This is a genomic window from Escherichia sp. WS3227_2 (assembly GCF_046486495.1).
Lineage (GTDB): Bacteria > Pseudomonadota > Gammaproteobacteria > Enterobacterales > Enterobacteriaceae > Escherichia > Escherichia coli.
On sequence record NZ_JBJQLG010000012.1, the window covers coordinates 21,217 to 37,404 of the forward strand.

The window sequence follows — 16,188 nt, forward strand, 5'->3', positions numbered from 1 at the left end:
ATGCGGGTTTTGATCGTTAAAACATCGTCGATGGGCGATGTTCTCCATACGCTGCCCGCACTCACTGATGCCCAGCAGGCAATCCCAGGGATTAAGTTTGACTGGGTGGTGGAAGAAGGGTTCGCACAGATTCCTTCCTGGCACGCCGCCGTTGAGCGAGTTATTCCTGTGGCAATACGTCGCTGGCGTAAAGCCTGGTTCTCGGCCCCCATAAAAGCTGAACGGAAAGCGTTTCGTGAAGCGCTACAAGCAGAGAACTATGACGCAGTTATCGACGCTCAGGGGCTGGTAAAAAGCGCGGCGCTGGTGACGCGTCTGGCGCATGGCGTAAAGCATGGAATGGACTGGCAAACCGCTCGCGAACCTTTAGCCAGCCTGTTTTACAATCGTAAGCATCATATTGCAAAACAGCAGCACGCCGTAGAACGCACCCGCGAACTGTTTGCCAAAAGTCTGGGCTATAGCAAACCGCAAACCCAGGGCGATTATGCTATTGCACAGCATTTCTTGACGAACCTGCCTACAGATGCTGGCGAATATGCCGTATTTCTTCATGCGACGACCCGTGATGATAAACACTGGCCGGAAGAACACTGGCGAGATTTGATTGGTTTACTGGCAGATTCAGGAATACGGATTAAACTTCCGTGGGGCGCGCCGCATGAGGAAGAACGGGCGAAACGACTGGCGGAAGGATTTGCTTATGTTGAAGTATTGCCGAAGATGAGTCTGGAAGGCGTTGCCCGCGTGCTGGCTGGGGCTAAATTTGTAGTGTCGGTGGATACGGGGTTAAGCCATTTAACGGCGGCACTGGATAGACCGAATATCACGGTTTATGGACCAACCGATCCGGGATTAATTGGCGGATATGGGAAGAATCAGGTGGTTTGTAGGGCTCCGCTAATGAATTTAAATAATTTAGAAGCAGCGGCTGTTTATAAAAAAATCACATTAATTTAATAAATAGTAAGTGGGCATTATACCCACTTACTTAGTCAACGCTTTTATTATTGTGGTTCATTTTTACTCAAAAACGATATAGACAGGAAGAGGCACACAATCCACGATGCCGGTATTGGTTTAGCATGTGTAATGACATCACTAATGCCAAATAACATAATAGAAGCAGGGAAAACCAAGAGTATATATTTTTTCTCTCGTATACAGTAATAGATCATTGCAACATAGAACATAATAAGAACAAGAAGACCAATTTTTCCTTTCGTGGAAAGAGATTCCACAATTTCGTTATGCATATGTACATCAAGGAATAATAAAGCTCCACTATAAATATTATTTTCTGCACTTAATGCTTTTATCTTTTCAGCACGCTGCTCAAGAGATTGCCAATTAAAACCATCAGGACTTCCTTTAATTCCTGCATTAACCATTGCAAAACGTGCTCCGACCGAGGATTGACTGTTATTTTTTGTAGCATATGAAATAACATCAGCTTTTAATGAATTAATTCGCCTATCAATTTCCTTATTAAATATCAAACCACAAGCAAGTAGCAATATAAAAACACCACTCAATCCTTTAAATAAAAACACTTTTTGATCACGATGCTGAAGAAATAATATGACCATAATCATAAGTGGGAATGTGAAAATTGCCGCACGCGTTCCTGTCATCATTACTGCTGCAAAGCTTAAAGCAAAGTTAGCATAAAATAGAAACCATTTATATTTCGATTGCATTTTTATGAATACAATTGAAGAATATAAAGTTGTAAATGTAATCACATAAGCCGCAATAGTCGCTGCCCCCATCTGACCAATATTCCCATTCATGGCGGAGAGGGGAATGCGGTCTGCATGCAAATATATCCCTTGATAATATGCTCTACATAGCATGATTATTTGAACTAAGATAGCTGAAATAAAATGTAGTTTTTCATTTTGCCTGAATTTATTTTTACTTAGTAATAAAAATGTCAACGAGCTAAATACTAATAGTTTTCCAGACTCAAGGTAGCCTCGATAAGCATTTCTATATACTACATCTTCTGTTTTATAAAATTCATACCATATAAGGTTCATTGCACCCAAAAGAAGTAAACCAAGAATTAATATAATGACATTTTTATTATAATTGTGCTTTTTATTTACAATTAATAAGAAAAGAGAAAATGCACCTGTCGCATTAATTATTTTAGTGGTGATATTAAGATCAATTGGCACAAACAACAAACCGATTAAATACAATAAAAAAATAAAATTACAGCTATTATTTCGAAATTGCTCAATTTTTACTTCCACGTTAATATCTCACAACAAATTGAAATTAACAATCTCATTTCAAAAGAGAAAAAAAAGCCACCTTTATCCAGGAGCGTATAAACTTCATTCTTTTCTGAAGCCTTGTTCTAGGTTGTTTTTTTTCCGATGTTAATAGCCTTTCACTTTCAAGATGACTATTAAACTCATTTAAAATAGGATGTAATATTATTTCGTCTAAATAAAACTCTTTTATAATATTATGTTGATGCATTAACTTCCAGCTATCAGCTCGATAGGTGCCATAATCCTTTGTCAATTTGAGCAACTTTTGTGCCATATCTTTATTCATCAAATATGAACATGTACGACGAATTTTATTTTTATTGAAATTAACACGCCGAAAAGTACAAGTACTTACCTTAACTTTACTAAAAAGGCTTTGCCCCAATACCGGATAATCATGTAATCCTTTCTGTCCTCCAAGCAAATACAAATTATTATGTTTTAACTTGTCTTTTTCAGGAAGATTAAAATATTGCAGAAATTTTTTAAATTTCTCATTGACGATAACATCATCCTCGAGAATGACTGCCCATTCTATATTTTTATCTATCATATCCTTATATATAAGCTGATGACTTAATGTACAAGCAATTTCTCCATCAGTCATTTCTGCGCCGACACCACTTAATCTCATTTTATCAATAATTTCTTTATTTTGAGGGTCTTTAGCATCTATGGCATCAAAAAAATCAAAATTAATATTTAATCGATGAAAAACATCATTTATTTTATTTCTTCGCTCAATATCTCTTTTAAGTGAGACAATATAAATGGGCAAGTTCATTAAAAAATCTCTGGGTGATTAATCTTAATAATTATTTGGAAAAATGCTTACGCGCTATTTTCTTACTATAATAGAGCATGAAATAGTAAAATGAAGATGCAATATTACCATTTCTTTTCAAATGTCTGGATTTCACTTGATACTGCTTTTCATTCGTGGCTGGAATAAACGCCACATCATTCCAGCAAGAAGCCTGATAAGCCTCATTAAAATACTTCTGGCAGGGATAATTCGTCCAGTCGTTCCAGGGCTTCGTTACGCCAACATAATGAATCAGCTTAGTATCATCGGTAATGGTCTTTTTATAATCTTCATCGCTTTTATTTTTTAACTCATAGTCAATGCCATAAAAGCAATCATAATCGCCGCTAATAAAAATACAATGACCAAAGAACAGAATATTTAAAATATCCTGATCAAGGCATTTATACTTCGTATGCTGCGGGTCACTTGCCAGCATAGCAATGGCTTTATTCATAAAATCATTTTTCGCCCATGCTTCAAGCTGCAGATATACTACACCGGCGTTGAAATAATTACCTGGAAGTCCCTCTATAGCCAGACGCTTCGCTGGTTTTTCCTGCATAAAAGGCACATCTTTAATAACAGCTGCGAACTTATCGCCATCAAAATTAATATCAAGCAATCCAGCTAATGAGCCTTTACAGATGACATCAGCATCGATATATAACAGATTTTCAATAACTTCACTCAGATACTGGAACGCAACTAAACGGAAGAATGTTGCATAAGACCACTGTTTCAGGCTGGGGAAGATATCAATAAAGGCACTGGAGACTTTATAAATTCTTACTTCAACGTTAGCATTTTTGCTAGTAAAAGCGTTAACACGTTGTAGATAATCTTCATCAATGTAGTCGGTAAAGAGATGAAACTTAACCGCAAGGTCCGGGTTATGCATAATAACTGATTGCATAGATACTGCCGCACCAAATAAAAAGTTGCGGTCAATACCGTAAGCGATATTTAACACACGATCGGTGTTAGTAATTTTCCCAGAGACAGTGACTTCAGTAATACTCTCAGCTAATAAATCCATGTTGGTTCCGTTTTGACTGTGTGGTTTACGCTTTGCCTTTTAATTTTTTAATAAATTTGCGTAGTTTGGTTCTGTAGATTACTGAATAGTAGCCATAATCTTTTATTTCGTTGGCAATACCCAGGTGACGTTCCATGGCCAGACGATCACGAGCTTTACGCTCTGCCGTACAGCTTTTACCGGATAGGTCAATTATCCTGACACCATCTTTACTAACGATAAAGTTACCCCGGTGTGGGTCGCCCGATAGCATATTTAAGGCATGCAATTTTTCCATTGAAGCCTTAATTTCTGCTTTAACATTTTCTGGAATAATCGGCATATCATTGAGCTCTACGCCCTCGACATACTCGATAAGCATGATAAAAACACTGGCATAGTTGAAAAATTTACGCTCAGCCAGAAAATAAAAATCATTAGGAAAAGTAAGACCTGCACTTCTGACACGATCGGTTTCAACGATCAAATTCTGATAGTAGTCACCTTTTACAAAAGATTTAAAAAAACGTTCATTCCTTTTCGTTTTCGGAGCAAAGACTTTAAAAACATAGCGACCATATTTCGTATCAATCAACGATACTTTGGTATCATCAATATTACGTAATACTTTTACTGTTTTAAAATTATAGGCCAGTATTTCATCAAAGATTTCTTTATATTTATTATCATTATCTTTGTAATAAAATGAGAAGCCGCGATAACGTATACTTGTAATCATAAGAGTAATTTATTTCTTAAGCTTGTACTTAATTAATGAAGTTATGCCTTTTATATACTCACCATGGGCAAACAGATGCTTATATTGTTTCTGCATTTCTGCAACAGTCCGCGCCTCTTTAAGAGGATATTTCTTCCAGGGAGATTGTTCACGCGCGATATTAAAGTATGATGCAGACGGATATCCAGCCCAGCTATGCCATGGTTTAGTTATCCCTGTATAGTGAATCAACACTGTTTTATCGGTAATGGTTTGCTGATACTTTCGATGACTACGATCATAAAGTTCGTTTTTCAGGGTATAAATAGTATCAAAATCCTTCGCAAGGTAGATATTATTCATATTAAATGCGATATTCAACGCATCCTGATCTAAATATTTAAGAGAGCCATATTTAGTTTCCCCTCGTAAAAGTTTGAGTAAATACGGTGTCAAATTTGCTTCATGCCATTTTTTAAGATTGACATAGATAACGCCTGCATTGAAATAACGTCCATTCATTTCGGGAATGTTGAGGCGTTTTGCACATGCCGCCTGAGTACTATCATTGTCAGGAATGACCGCAGCAAACTCATCTTTAAATATAATTTCTGTGAGAGGTTTCAGGCTTCCTTTACAAACAACATCGGCATCCAGATACAGCAGTGTGGAAATACTTTCACTCAGATATTCAAAAGACAATACCCTGAAGTATGTCGCGTACGACCAAAACTGTGACGTCGGCAGATCAGCAAAGTATTTGGGGTCAATTAAATATACAATAATTGAGGTATTAAATTGTTTTGCTGTTTCATTAAATGACTTTAAATAATCATCATCCACATAATCAGTGAAAACATGAAAGACAAAATTAATATCTGAATTATTAATCAAAACGGAAGAAATTGAAACGCCAGCACCATACAAAAAATTCTTATCGATACCGTAGGAAACATTTAGCTCTGGGGCGTTTTCTTTTTTATTATCTGCTAAATACGAAAACCGTTCTTTTATAAATTCATTCATTTAACTTTTCTCAATTTCATTTTATTATCTTTAAATAAAAATAATAAATATAATTCATTATCCCGTTAATTGGTTTATTTTGTTTAAAATTATGCTTGGCGCAATAACGAGCATAGTTTGAGTTAACTGGCCGCATTAACGGTTCATTTTTCCAGGGCGATGCTTCTTTGGCTTTGATAAAAGGTTGCGCACTTGGATAACCGGCCCAGTAATGCCAGGGTTTTGTCGGGCCGACATAATGAATTAATACGGTTTCATCATTAATTGGACAAACAAATGATTTTTTTAATTCATAATTTAAACTAAATTGCGTATTGTATTTAGCATCAATGAATTTAACTTTCCCTAACAGGATAAGATTAAGGATATCTTGATCCATATAGGTTAAACGGGAAACGATGGCTTTATCAGCAAGCATCGACATCGCTTTAGCAGAAACGGACTCCTGCGCCCACGCTAGTGTATTAATTAACAGGACACCTGAATTAAAGTAACCCTTTTCAAGTTCATTACACTGCAGACTTTGACCCCGTAACGACCACCAGTTAGCATCGCGTTCAGTAACAACAGCAGCAACGTTATTGGCAAGATCCATTGTTATCAGCGGCTTTAAGTTTCCCTGACAGGCGATATCAGCATCCAGGTAAAGGATCTTATCTTGTTGATCAATAAAGTAATCTGCAATTACAAAACGGAAATACATGGCAATAGACCAATTTTTGGTCGTCGGTAATGCCTTAAGCCGTTCACAATTTACTAGATGGATCTGGATACAGGTACGATAGCTTTTCGCCAATTGGGCTAAACGCTGGATATCGGCTTCAGGGATAGCATCAATAAAAACGTGGAAAACAAAACTCACGTCGTTGTTATGTAACAAAACTGACGTGATTGAAACACCACAACCAAAAAGAAAGTTTTTATCAATGCCATAAGAAACATGGAATGATGATGCCACTGACGCCGCTGGCCTTTCATCGAAGATGATTGTCTTATTGATCATCTCTTGTGGATTAAAATAGTGGGCACTCATATTTCTCTCCGGAAATTACAACGATTTTCTAATCGTTCTTTCCCTGATTTTTGTGGCTTTTGCTTCTGCTTGCGACAGCAGCCCTTGTTCCTGCTTGAGAATGTCTTTAAGCGGGGCGACAAAATACTCTTTCATAAACCGCCAGATATCCCGCTGAGTCAGGCTAATATTCATCGAAGAAAAATAAAGCCCTATAAGATCTTTATCGCGCCAACGACGTGGAACGCGCGTGCGAAGCTGCGCCCGGTGCAGGTCAATTACCGAAATTTTTAACTCCTCTTCCTTACCGGAAAAAGGCAAGTGCAGCAGGAAATGACAGATATAACAGTCACGGTGGTTAATGCCCGCAGCATGCATATCGCGCACCATCGTCGCGACACGCTTAATAAGCATACGCTTTACGCGAACATCTGGAGGGTTAGTCGCCCAGTCAGCACAGTAATCTTCCAGACTTATGGTTGGTGTCAGATCTTCGGTAATAATAAATGAAGTTCTGGTAAGCGGATTCATGCCTTTTTCGCCAAATGCCACCCCATACATAGTATCAACGCCGACATCCCGCAGTCGATGAATCGCATTCCATTCGCGGTCTGCGCCTAATACTGGCATCCGCAATGAGAGTAAATTTTTGATTATCTCTTTCAGGGTCGTGCCGCGATGCCATTTGAGAAAATAGCTTTTGCCCGCCATTTCAAAGCGCAGAGTGCGGCGAGTTTCCAGTTCACGAAAAACCTCACCCTGCAAGGTTTTAACTTCCTCAAAAGGATCTTTACCACGCCATAACGTGGCAAACGGCTCTTTAAGTTCAACCATCCAGACCACCCGTTATGATATCCGCCGCTTTTTCTGGCAGACTGTATAAATCTTGTGTATCAGCATAATGTCGCGCATTTTCCGCCCAGGCCTGGCGCAATGAAGATTGCGTTAACGCTTTGCGTAAAATCTCATTCAATGTTTCCTGGCGGAATGGCTCAGCAATAGCCTCGCCGCAATTGGCGTCAACAATATAATGCGCATAGCCACAAACGGCTGTCGTTAGTACCGGTAATCCTGCAGTAATCGCTTCCAGCAGCACAATTCCCGCCGCTTCCTGGTAGGCAGGATGCAGTAATAAATCCGCCGCCGCCATTAATTCCGAGACATCGTTGCGCCCCGAGAAGAAGTGAACATTACTGCGCACGCCGCGTTTTTCTGCCAGCGCCTCAAATTTTCGCGGTTTATCCTGCCCAACAACATATAGCAATGTGTTGTGGCGCAGCGAATCCGGTAACGAAGCAAGTGCTTCAATGGAACGATCGACACCTTTACGCGTGAAGTCTGAACCGACCTGCAACAATAAATATTGTTGTTCGGTTATTCCATTCTTCTTACGGAAGATTTCACGGCTATTAGCTGGCTGCTGGCTATATTTACGATCAGGATAAATCCCCGGTGGCAGAATATGAAAACGCTCCGCTTCAGTCTGATAATGTTTCTGGAAATCGGCGATTTGCTTATCTGTCAGCATCAGCAGCTGTGTCGGCTTGCCCTGTTCGAAGGTTGCCCGCTCAAAGGCGGCATAATGGCGATAACGTGACGTCAAGCGATAGAAAAAGCCTTTTTCCTGCGCTACTTTCTCGGCATAACAAACATCAGCGGCATAATAAACGTCCAGCCCCGGCATTTTGTTGAATCCAACGACTTTATCGACGGGATGTTCGCGTAAATGTTTTTGCACCCAGGCAAAATACTCCGCATTGCGCCCGTGATTGGTATGCGATTTAACCGGCACTTTGATCAGTTCAAATACATCAGGGCATTCGCCTTCCCACGACTGGGTATAAACCCGAACATGATGACCTCGGGCGGCGACTGTCTGAGCAATACGCATAAAATCGCGCTGCAAACCGCCAAAGGGAAAATATTTATATAAACAAAAAGCAACGATCATAACGACGTACCTGTCGTGGAGGAGGGCAGTAATTTATCGACAGCAGCAATGACATCTGCCGCCGGAATAACCGAAAGATACATCTCATTTCGGTCACGCTGATCGCGCGTTGGCATTTCCCGGTAATCTCCCGCCCAGAATTGAATCATGTTATTTGACCAGGGACGCCAGAAAATATGGTCTGTCGCACCAAACAGCGATATCAGCGGCGTATTAACTGCAGCGGCAATATGCGCCGGTGCGGAATCAACGCCAATAAACAGCTGCGCATGATCGATTAACGCACCAAGTTCCGGGAAGGTCACCTTTCCGGCCAGCGCCGTTACTGGTGGCGTCTGGCATCCCTGGGCAATTTCATTGACGCAGGCCAGATCGTCTTTATCTGGGCCGGACGTCAGAACGACTTCATAACCACGCGCATGTAAGGCATCAATCACAGCGGAAAACTTGGCGTTGTCCCAGCATTTGAAGATTTGCCGCGCCGTAGGTTGGATAACCACATAATTTTGTCCAACACCAGCGTGATCAAGTTCGCGACGCATACGTTTCCAACTTGCAGGCGGGTAACTCATGGTTGTCTGCTTCACCAACGAATCAAGTCCCAATGGTGTCAGCACGGATAAGTTACTTTCCACCACATTTCCACCCTGCAACGGCACCAAATGGGTGAAACTTTTACGCCAAAAAGCAGACTGCCGATGATGATAATCCTGGGAAATTTTCACACGGGCATTTAATAAGCGAACCAGTATAGCAACCATCCATTGATCGGTAAGATTAACGATAAGGTCATACTTATTGGCACGTAATACCTTGATGAGATGAAAAAAGTTGGAAATTTTTTCTGCGGCTTTTGCTTTTTTATTTTTTATGCCGTAGAGCGCGTTAATCTCTGGATTTTCAGACAGGATCGGGATGGTGTCCTGATAAAGCAGCACATCGATTTTTGCGTCAGGGTAATTTTTTTTCAGCGAACTAATGACGGGAGTAGTTAATAACATATCCCCATGAAAACGCATCTTAATGAGCAAAATTCTTCGAAATGGCTTATCCACAAGTAACTCTTTTTGTTGAGATTATCCGATTAAGGTGAAGCAGAAAAAGCACGCTACCGCCCCAGGCTCAACAGCTACCTGAATACTGATACCGCACTGATATTGACGCGCTAGTGTATCACTTCTTTCGCGGCAATCCGACCCGAATGATTTTTAAGCACATTGTTGATTTTCAATAAAGAAATCAATCAAATAAAATCATTAGCAACCATATTCTTTCACTGTTGCTCTGCGATTCCTTCCTGCACGTACTGCAGAAATCAATGAATCGCATAAAAATACAAAAAAAGTATAGATGTTCAGCAAGAATTGGCGGGTAAATTGCTATTTAAGTCAAAAACGGGAAAAGTAATGGTAAAGCCACAGCTAAATACATAGAATCCCCAGCACATCCATAAGTCAGCTATTTACTATGCTCGAATTGCTTTACACCGCCCTTCTCTACCTTATTCAGCCGCTGATCTGGATACGGCTCTGGGTGCGCGGACGTAAGGCTCCGGCCTATCGAAAACGCTGGGGTGAACGTTACGGTTTTTACCGCCATCCGCTAAAACCAGGCGGCATCATGCTGCACTCCGTCTCCGTCGGTGAAACTCTGGCGGCGATCCCGTTGGTGCGCGCGCTGCGTCATCGTTATCCTGATTTACCGATTACCGTTACAACCATGACGCCAACTGGTTCGGAGCGCGTACAATCGGCTTTCGGGAAGGATGTTCAGCACGTTTATCTGCCGTATGACCTGCCCGATGCACTTAATCGTTTCCTGAATAAAGTCGACCCTAAACTGGTGTTGATTATGGAAACCGAACTATGGCCTAACCTGATTGCGGCGCTACATAAACGTAAAATTCCGCTGGTGATCGCTAACGCGCGACTCTCTGCCCGCTCGGCCGCAGGTTATGCCAAACTGGGCAAATTCGTCCGTCGCTTGCTGCGTCGTATTACGCTGATTGCTGCGCAAAATGAAGAAGATGGTGCACGTTTTGTATCACTGGGCGCAAAAAATAATCAGGTGACCGTTACCGGTAGCCTGAAATTCGATATTTCTGTAACGCCGCAACTGGCTGCTAAAGCAGTGACGCTGCGCCGCCAGTGGGCACCACACCGCCCGGTATGGATTGCCACCAGCACTCACGAAGGCGAAGAGAGTGTGGTGATCGCCGCACATCAGGCATTGTTACAGCAATTCCCGAATTTATTGCTCATCCTGGTACCCCGTCATCCGGAACGCTTCCCGGATGCGATTAACCTTGTCCGCCAGGCTGGACTAAGCTATATCACACGCTCTTCAGGGGAAGTCCCCTCCACCAGCACGCAGGTTGTGGTTGGCGATACGATGGGCGAGTTGATGTTACTGTACGGTATTGCCGATCTCGCCTTTGTTGGCGGTTCACTGGTTGAACGTGGTGGGCATAATCCGCTGGAAGCTGCCGCACACGCTATTCCGGTATTGATGGGGCCGCATACTTTTAACTTTAAAGACATTTGCGCGCGGCTGGAGCAGGCAAGCGGGCTGATTACCGTTACCGATGCCACTACGCTTGCAAAAGAGGTTTCCTCTTTACTCACCGACGCCGATTACCGTAGTTTCTATGGCCGTCATGCCGTTGAAGTACTGTATCAAAACCAGGGCGCGCTACAGCGTCTGCTTCAACTGCTGGAACCTTACCTGCCACCGAAAACGCATTGAGGTTGTTATGCAAAAACGGGCGATTTATCCGGGTACTTTCGATCCCATTACCAATGGTCATATCGATATCGTGACGCGCGCCACGCAAATGTTCGATCACGTTATTCTGGCGATTGCCGCCAGCCCCAGTAAAAAACCGATGTTTACCCTGGAAGAGCGTGTGGCGCTGGCACAGCAGGCAACCGCGCATCTGGGGAACGTGGAAGTGGTCGGGTTTAGTGATTTGATGGCGAACTTCGCCCGCAATCAACACGCTACGGTGCTGATTCGTGGCCTGCGTGCGGTGGCGGATTTTGAATATGAAATGCAGCTGGCGCATATGAATCGCCACTTAATGCCGGAACTGGAAAGTGTGTTTCTGATGCCGTCGAAAGAGTGGTCGTTTATCTCTTCATCCCTGGTGAAAGAGGTGGCGCGCCATCAGGGCGATGTCACCCATTTCCTGCCGGAGAATGTCCATCAGGCGCTGATGGCGAAGTTAGCGTAGCGTTTATGCCGGATGGTATGCCATCCGGCGCGCATGAATTACTTCTGGCACTGCCGACAATAAAACGTTGCCCGCTGCGCATGTTTAGTCGCCACAATCGGCGTACCGCACACCCGACACGGCTCGCCTTTTCGCCCGTAAACCTGCAATTCTTGAGCGAAATAGCCCGGTTTACCGTCGCTTTGCAGAAAATCTTTCAGCGTTGTACCGCCCTGCTCAATCGAACGCAGCAACACCGCTTTAATCACCTGAGTTAACAATTCACACTCTGCCAGCGACAGTGATGACGCCAGCCGATCCGGATGGATCCCCGCCGCAAACAGAGATTCGCTGGCATAGATATTCCCTACGCCTACCACCAGCTTGTTATCCATCAGCCACGGTTTAATCGCCGTTTTTTTCTTCGCGCACTTCTGATGCAGGTACTCACCGTTGAAATCGTCGCTAAGCGGCTCCGGTCCAAGATGGGCCAGCACATTATGCCCTTCCAGCTCTTTGGTCCACAGCCAGGCACCAAAGCGGCGCGGATCGGTGTAGCGCAGCACTTTACCGTTGCTCATCACCAAATCAACATGGTCATGCTTTTCAGGGGGAAATTCTTCTGGAAGGATGCGCAGGCTGCCAGACATCCCCAAATGAATGATAATCCAGCCCTCCGGCAGCTCCAGCAGCAGATATTTAGCCCGCCGCTGCACGCTAAGCACTGGTTGATCACTTAATCGGTAAATCTCTTCTGAAACCGGCCAGCGCAAGCGTCCGTTGCGCACCACCGCATGAAGAATGGTTGCACCAACGAGATGCGGTTCTATGCCGCGACGGCTGGTTTCAACTTCGGGTAATTCAGGCATAGCATCTCCAGGAATGAACAGATGCAGTCAATATGGGGGCAAGCAGATAACAAAAAACCCCGCCGGAGCGAGGTTTTTTGTTACATCAAAGCGAGAATTATTTGATTTTCGCTTCTTTGTAGATCACGTGCTGGCGAACAACTGGATCGAATTTTTTCAGTTCCAGTTTTTCCGGCTTAGTACGTTTGTTCTTCGTAGTGGTATAGAAGTGACCAGTACCAGCAGAAGAAACCAGCTTGATTTTCTCACGAATACCTTTAGCCATGATTTATTTCCTCTAAGTACTTAGTACTTTTCGCCACGGGCACGCAGTTCAGCCAGAACTGTATCGATGCCTTTTTTATCGATTACACGCATACCTTTAGCAGATACGCGCAGGGTGACAAAACGCTTCTCGCTCTCAACCCAGAAACGGTGAGAGTGCAGGTTCGGCAGGAAACGGCGTTTAGTCGCGTTCAGTGCGTGGGAACGGTTGTTACCGGTCACCGGACGCTTGCCAGTAACTTGGCAGACTCGGGACATGTCTATTCTCCAAAAATCAAATTAGCTCGAGCTTCGTATGGGGTATTGGCGCCTCGTCAGGCTTTACAGCCCGGTCATCGCAGTTCTATGTGAACTCTCGATTGCCAGGCCCAAATGCCAAACCCGAGATTCTCAAAGGTGGCGTAGTATACGCTGACTCAGCGATGTGCTCAAGTCCCGAACAGACAAAGATCCCGAAGGATCGCGCATAGCGGGTTAAATCCAGCCGCGTTCGGCAAAAGAAACATACTCTCCACGCCCAATCACGATATGGTCGAGCACGCGTAAATCCATGAACTGACAACTCTTTATTATCCGTTCAGTAATGAGTTTATCCGCTTTACTGGGTTCAGCACAACCCGAAGGGTGATTATGTGCAAGGATCAGCGCCGAGGCGTTTATTTTTATCGCTTCGCGGATAATTTCCCGAGGATGGACTTCAACATGGTTTAGCGTGCCGGAAAAAAGACGGCTATGCGTTATAACCCGGTGTTGTGAGTCGAGAAAGATCACCATAAAGATCTCCCGCTCCTCACCCGTGAGCTGGCTTTGTAAAAATTCCCGCGTCATCTCCGGGCTGAGTAAAGGGCTTTCTTCACGCATCCGCACGTTGTAGTAACGCCGCGCCAGTTCAGCAATCCCCTTTAACTGGGCAAATTTCGCCACGCCAATTCCATGAACACCACTAAATTGTTCATATTCAGAGGTTAACAAGCCATAAAGAGAGCCGAAATTCTCCAGCATCTCTTTTGCCAGGGTTAATACATCTTTACCGCGCGTTCCGGTACGCAGAAATAGCGCCAGCAGCTCGACATCAGTTAAGGCGCTAATACCAAACTTCAGCATTTTTTCGCGCGGCATCAACAGCTGTGCATTGTTTTTCACCTTCACCTCCTTTGTGGTGCTCGCATCCTGTCATAGCCGTTCCGTTAAATCGACGGCCAGTTTTCAATCCTGGAAAGCGCCTCGCAAAGTGATTCTCAGGTGAAGGCACGACAACAAAAGTATTGTGATAAAATCGCCAACTTCTGGTGTCACCCAACAGGAAAAATCATCATGAGCCTGGCCGGTAAAAAAATCGTTCTCGGCGTTAGCGGCGGTATTGCTGCCTATAAAACCCCTGAACTGGTGCGTCGTTTGCGCGATCGCGGGGCCGACGTCCGCGTAGCCATGACCGAAGCGGCAAAAGCCTTTATCACCCCACTTAGCTTGCAGGCGGTTTCTGGTTATCCCGTTTCCGACAGTCTGCTGGACCCGGCAGCCGAAGCCGCTATGGGCCATATTGAGCTGGGTAAATGGGCTGATTTAGTGATTCTCGCCCCTGCCACGGCAGATTTGATTGCCCGTGTTGCTGCCGGAATGGCGAATGATCTGGTATCGACGATTTGTCTGGCCACACCTGCGCCTGTAGCCGTGCTCCCCGCCATGAACCAGCAGATGTATCGTGCCGCTGCCACGCAGCATAATTTAGAGGTGCTTGCTTCCCGTGGTTTGCTTATCTGGGGGCCAGACAGTGGCAGTCAGGCTTGTGGTGATATCGGCCCTGGGCGAATGCTCGATCCGTTAACCATTGTTGATATGGCGGTAGCGCATTTTTCGCCCGTCAACGACCTGAAACATCTGAACATTATGATTACCGCCGGCCCGACGCGTGAACCGCTCGATCCGGTGCGTTATATCTCTAATCACAGCTCCGGCAAGATGGGTTTTGCTATCGCCGCCGCCGCTGCCCGTCGTGGCGCGAACGTCACGCTGGTATCAGGTCCGGTTTCACTACCGACGCCACCGTTTGTTAAACGTGTTGATGTGATGACCGCGCTGGAAATGGAAGCGGCCGTGAATGCTTCTGTACAGCAGCAAAATATTTTTATCGGCTGTGCCGCCGTGGCGGATTATCGCGCAGCTACCGTGGCCCCAGAGAAAATCAAAAAGCAGGCCACGCAGGGTGATGAATTAACAATAAAAATGGTTAAAAACCCCGATATCGTCGCAGGCGTTGCCGCACTAAAAGACCATCGACCCTACGTCGTTGGATTTGCCGCCGAAACAAATAATGTGGAAGAATACGCCCGGCAAAAACGTATCCGTAAAAACCTTGATCTGATCTGCGCGAACGATGTTTCCCAGCCAACTCAAGGATTTAACAGCGACAACAACGCATTACACCTTTTCTGGCAGGACGGAGATAAAGTCTTACCGCTTGAGCGCAAAGAGCTCCTTGGCCAATTATTACTCGACGAGATCGTGACCCGTTATGATGAAAAAAATCGACGTTAAGATTCTGGACCCGCGCGTTGGGAAGGAATTTCCGCTCCCGACTTATGCCACCTCTGGCTCTGCCGGACTTGACCTGCGTGCCTGTCTCGACGACGCCGTAGAACTGGCTCCGGGTGACACTACGCTGGTTCCGACCGGGCTGGCGATTCATATTGCCGATCCTTCACTGGCGGCAATGATGCTGCCGCGCTCCGGATTGGGACATAAGCACGGTATCGTGCTTGGTAACCTGGTAGGATTGATCGATTCTGACTATCAGGGCCAGTTGATGATTTCCGTGTGGAACCGTGGTCAGGACAGCTTCACCATTCAACCTGGCGAACGCATCGCCCAGATGATTTTTGTTCCGGTAGTACAGGCTGAATTTAATCTGGTGGAAGATTTCGACGCCACCGACCGCGGTGAAGGCGGCTTTGGTCACTCTGGTCGTCAGTAACACATACGCATCCGAATAACGTCATAACATAGCCGCAAACATTTCGTTTGCGGTCATA

General features: G+C 44.4%; 18 protein-coding genes. 5 read left to right on the forward strand and 13 right to left on the reverse strand.

Annotated features, from left to right (window positions below; all coding sequences use genetic code 11):
• Positions 1 to 960, forward strand: coding sequence for a lipopolysaccharide heptosyltransferase RfaC (gene rfaC, locus ACJHXB_RS17125; RefSeq protein WP_001264578.1), 960 nt, complete (start codon positions 1 to 3; stop codon positions 958 to 960).
• A gap of 47 nt (positions 961 to 1,007) precedes the next feature.
• Here rfaC and ACJHXB_RS17130 read toward each other — a convergent pair whose 3' ends face one another.
• The 9 genes from ACJHXB_RS17130 to rfaQ are packed head-to-tail and all read right to left on the reverse strand — an operon-like array spanning position 1,008 to position 9,870.
• Positions 1,008 to 2,261 carry an O-antigen ligase family protein gene (locus ACJHXB_RS17130; RefSeq protein ID WP_000453196.1) on the reverse strand — a complete coding sequence of 418 codons (1,254 nt, stop codon included), beginning with the start codon at positions 2,259 to 2,261 and terminating at the stop codon, positions 1,008 to 1,010.
• Between the two features lie 34 nt (positions 2,262 to 2,295).
• On the reverse strand, positions 2,296 to 3,069 hold the full coding sequence (locus ACJHXB_RS17135; RefSeq protein ID WP_001052917.1) for a glycosyltransferase family 25 protein: 774 nt from the start codon (positions 3,067 to 3,069) through the stop codon (positions 2,296 to 2,298).
• Between the two features lie 31 nt (positions 3,070 to 3,100).
• Entirely contained in the window at positions 3,101 to 4,129 is a 1,029-nt protein-coding gene (locus ACJHXB_RS17140; protein WP_000364807.1) for a UDP-galactose--(galactosyl) LPS alpha1,2-galactosyltransferase, read from the reverse strand.
• Positions 4,130 to 4,154: 25 nt separating this feature from the next.
• Positions 4,155 to 4,847 carry a lipopolysaccharide core heptose(II) kinase RfaY gene (gene rfaY / locus ACJHXB_RS17145; protein ID WP_000633080.1) on the reverse strand — a complete coding sequence of 231 codons (693 nt, stop codon included), beginning with the start codon at positions 4,845 to 4,847 and terminating at the stop codon, positions 4,155 to 4,157.
• A 9-nt stretch (positions 4,848 to 4,856) separates the two neighbouring features.
• Positions 4,857 to 5,852 carry a glycosyltransferase family 8 protein gene (locus ACJHXB_RS17150; RefSeq protein ID WP_001001720.1) on the reverse strand — a complete coding sequence of 332 codons (996 nt, stop codon included), beginning with the start codon at positions 5,850 to 5,852 and terminating at the stop codon, positions 4,857 to 4,859.
• Positions 5,853 to 5,868: 16 nt separating this feature from the next.
• The gene (gene waaO, locus ACJHXB_RS17155; protein WP_001272745.1) at positions 5,869 to 6,885 is read right to left on the reverse strand and encodes a lipopolysaccharide 3-alpha-galactosyltransferase; all 1,017 of its coding nucleotides are present in this window, start codon (positions 6,883 to 6,885) and stop codon (positions 5,869 to 5,871) included.
• Between the two features lie 15 nt (positions 6,886 to 6,900).
• The gene (gene rfaP / locus ACJHXB_RS17160) at positions 6,901 to 7,698 is read right to left on the reverse strand and encodes a lipopolysaccharide core heptose(I) kinase RfaP (protein WP_001328023.1); all 798 of its coding nucleotides are present in this window, start codon (positions 7,696 to 7,698) and stop codon (positions 6,901 to 6,903) included.
• A complete protein-coding gene (locus ACJHXB_RS17165; RefSeq protein WP_000634246.1) occupies positions 7,691 to 8,815 on the reverse strand; it encodes a glycosyltransferase family 4 protein in 1,125 nt (374 codons plus the stop codon). Before ACJHXB_RS17165 ends, rfaP begins: the two co-directional genes overlap by 8 nt.
• Positions 8,812 to 9,870 (reverse strand): lipopolysaccharide core heptosyltransferase RfaQ, encoded by a 1,059-nt coding sequence (gene rfaQ / locus ACJHXB_RS17170; protein WP_000360394.1) that lies wholly within the window; start codon positions 9,868 to 9,870, stop codon positions 8,812 to 8,814. Before rfaQ ends, ACJHXB_RS17165 begins: the two co-directional genes overlap by 4 nt.
• 412 nt (positions 9,871 to 10,282) lie before the next feature.
• Between rfaQ and waaA the strand changes: the two genes are divergently transcribed.
• Both waaA and coaD read left to right on the forward strand, forming a co-directional pair.
• Positions 10,283 to 11,560 (forward strand): lipid IV(A) 3-deoxy-D-manno-octulosonic acid transferase, encoded by a 1,278-nt coding sequence (gene waaA / locus ACJHXB_RS17175; RefSeq protein WP_000891574.1) that lies wholly within the window; start codon positions 10,283 to 10,285, stop codon positions 11,558 to 11,560.
• 7 nt (positions 11,561 to 11,567) lie between these two features.
• Entirely contained in the window at positions 11,568 to 12,047 is a 480-nt protein-coding gene (gene coaD, locus ACJHXB_RS17180) for a pantetheine-phosphate adenylyltransferase (protein WP_001171866.1), read from the forward strand.
• Between the two features lie 38 nt (positions 12,048 to 12,085).
• On the opposite strand, the gene mutM is transcribed toward coaD, so the two are convergent.
• From mutM to radC, 4 genes are all read right to left on the reverse strand, one after another.
• On the reverse strand, positions 12,086 to 12,895 hold the full coding sequence (mutM, locus tag ACJHXB_RS17185) for a bifunctional DNA-formamidopyrimidine glycosylase/DNA-(apurinic or apyrimidinic site) lyase (RefSeq protein ID WP_001114528.1): 810 nt from the start codon (positions 12,893 to 12,895) through the stop codon (positions 12,086 to 12,088).
• Positions 12,896 to 12,992: 97 nt separating this feature from the next.
• The gene (rpmG, locus tag ACJHXB_RS17190; RefSeq protein ID WP_001051798.1) at positions 12,993 to 13,160 is read right to left on the reverse strand and encodes a 50S ribosomal protein L33; all 168 of its coding nucleotides are present in this window, start codon (positions 13,158 to 13,160) and stop codon (positions 12,993 to 12,995) included.
• Between the two features lie 20 nt (positions 13,161 to 13,180).
• A complete protein-coding gene (gene rpmB, locus ACJHXB_RS17195; protein ID WP_000091955.1) occupies positions 13,181 to 13,417 on the reverse strand; it encodes a 50S ribosomal protein L28 in 237 nt (78 codons plus the stop codon).
• 216 nt (positions 13,418 to 13,633) lie between these two features.
• Positions 13,634 to 14,302 (reverse strand): RadC family protein, encoded by a 669-nt coding sequence (gene radC / locus ACJHXB_RS17200; protein ID WP_001297375.1) that lies wholly within the window; start codon positions 14,300 to 14,302, stop codon positions 13,634 to 13,636.
• 171 nt (positions 14,303 to 14,473) lie between these two features.
• Between radC and coaBC the strand changes: the two genes are divergently transcribed.
• Complete coding sequence (gene coaBC, locus ACJHXB_RS17205; protein ID WP_000050139.1) at positions 14,474 to 15,694, forward strand: bifunctional phosphopantothenoylcysteine decarboxylase/phosphopantothenate--cysteine ligase CoaBC; 1,221 nt, start codon at positions 14,474 to 14,476, stop codon at positions 15,692 to 15,694.
• On the forward strand, positions 15,672 to 16,130 hold the full coding sequence (gene dut, locus ACJHXB_RS17210; protein ID WP_000976070.1) for a dUTP diphosphatase: 459 nt from the start codon (positions 15,672 to 15,674) through the stop codon (positions 16,128 to 16,130). Before coaBC ends, dut begins: the two co-directional genes overlap by 23 nt.
• Positions 16,131 to 16,188 lie beyond the last annotated feature (58 nt).

Coding starts and splice junctions, on each gene's coding strand:
- rfaC (WP_001264578.1), top strand. CDS start 1: ATGCGGGTTTTGATCGTTAAAACATCGTCGATGGGCGATGTTCTCCAT.
- ACJHXB_RS17135 (WP_001052917.1), bottom strand. CDS start 3,069: ATGAACTTGCCCATTTATATTGTCTCACTTAAAAGAGATATTGAGCGA.
- ACJHXB_RS17140 (WP_000364807.1), bottom strand. CDS start 4,129: ATGGATTTATTAGCTGAGAGTATTACTGAAGTCACTGTCTCTGGGAAA.
- rfaY (WP_000633080.1), bottom strand. CDS start 4,847: ATGATTACAAGTATACGTTATCGCGGCTTCTCATTTTATTACAAAGAT.
- ACJHXB_RS17150 (WP_001001720.1), bottom strand. CDS start 5,852: ATGAATGAATTTATAAAAGAACGGTTTTCGTATTTAGCAGATAATAAA.
- waaO (WP_001272745.1), bottom strand. CDS start 6,885: ATGAGTGCCCACTATTTTAATCCACAAGAGATGATCAATAAGACAATC.
- rfaP (WP_001328023.1), bottom strand. CDS start 7,698: ATGGTTGAACTTAAAGAGCCGTTTGCCACGTTATGGCGTGGTAAAGAT.
- ACJHXB_RS17165 (WP_000634246.1), bottom strand. CDS start 8,815: ATGATCGTTGCTTTTTGTTTATATAAATATTTTCCCTTTGGCGGTTTG.
- waaA (WP_000891574.1), top strand. CDS start 10,283: ATGCTCGAATTGCTTTACACCGCCCTTCTCTACCTTATTCAGCCGCTG.
- coaD (WP_001171866.1), top strand. CDS start 11,568: ATGCAAAAACGGGCGATTTATCCGGGTACTTTCGATCCCATTACCAAT.
- mutM (WP_001114528.1), bottom strand. CDS start 12,895: ATGCCTGAATTACCCGAAGTTGAAACCAGCCGTCGCGGCATAGAACCG.
- rpmG (WP_001051798.1), bottom strand. CDS start 13,160: ATGGCTAAAGGTATTCGTGAGAAAATCAAGCTGGTTTCTTCTGCTGGT.
- rpmB (WP_000091955.1), bottom strand. CDS start 13,417: ATGTCCCGAGTCTGCCAAGTTACTGGCAAGCGTCCGGTGACCGGTAAC.
- coaBC (WP_000050139.1), top strand. CDS start 14,474: ATGAGCCTGGCCGGTAAAAAAATCGTTCTCGGCGTTAGCGGCGGTATT.
- dut (WP_000976070.1), top strand. CDS start 15,672: ATGATGAAAAAAATCGACGTTAAGATTCTGGACCCGCGCGTTGGGAAG.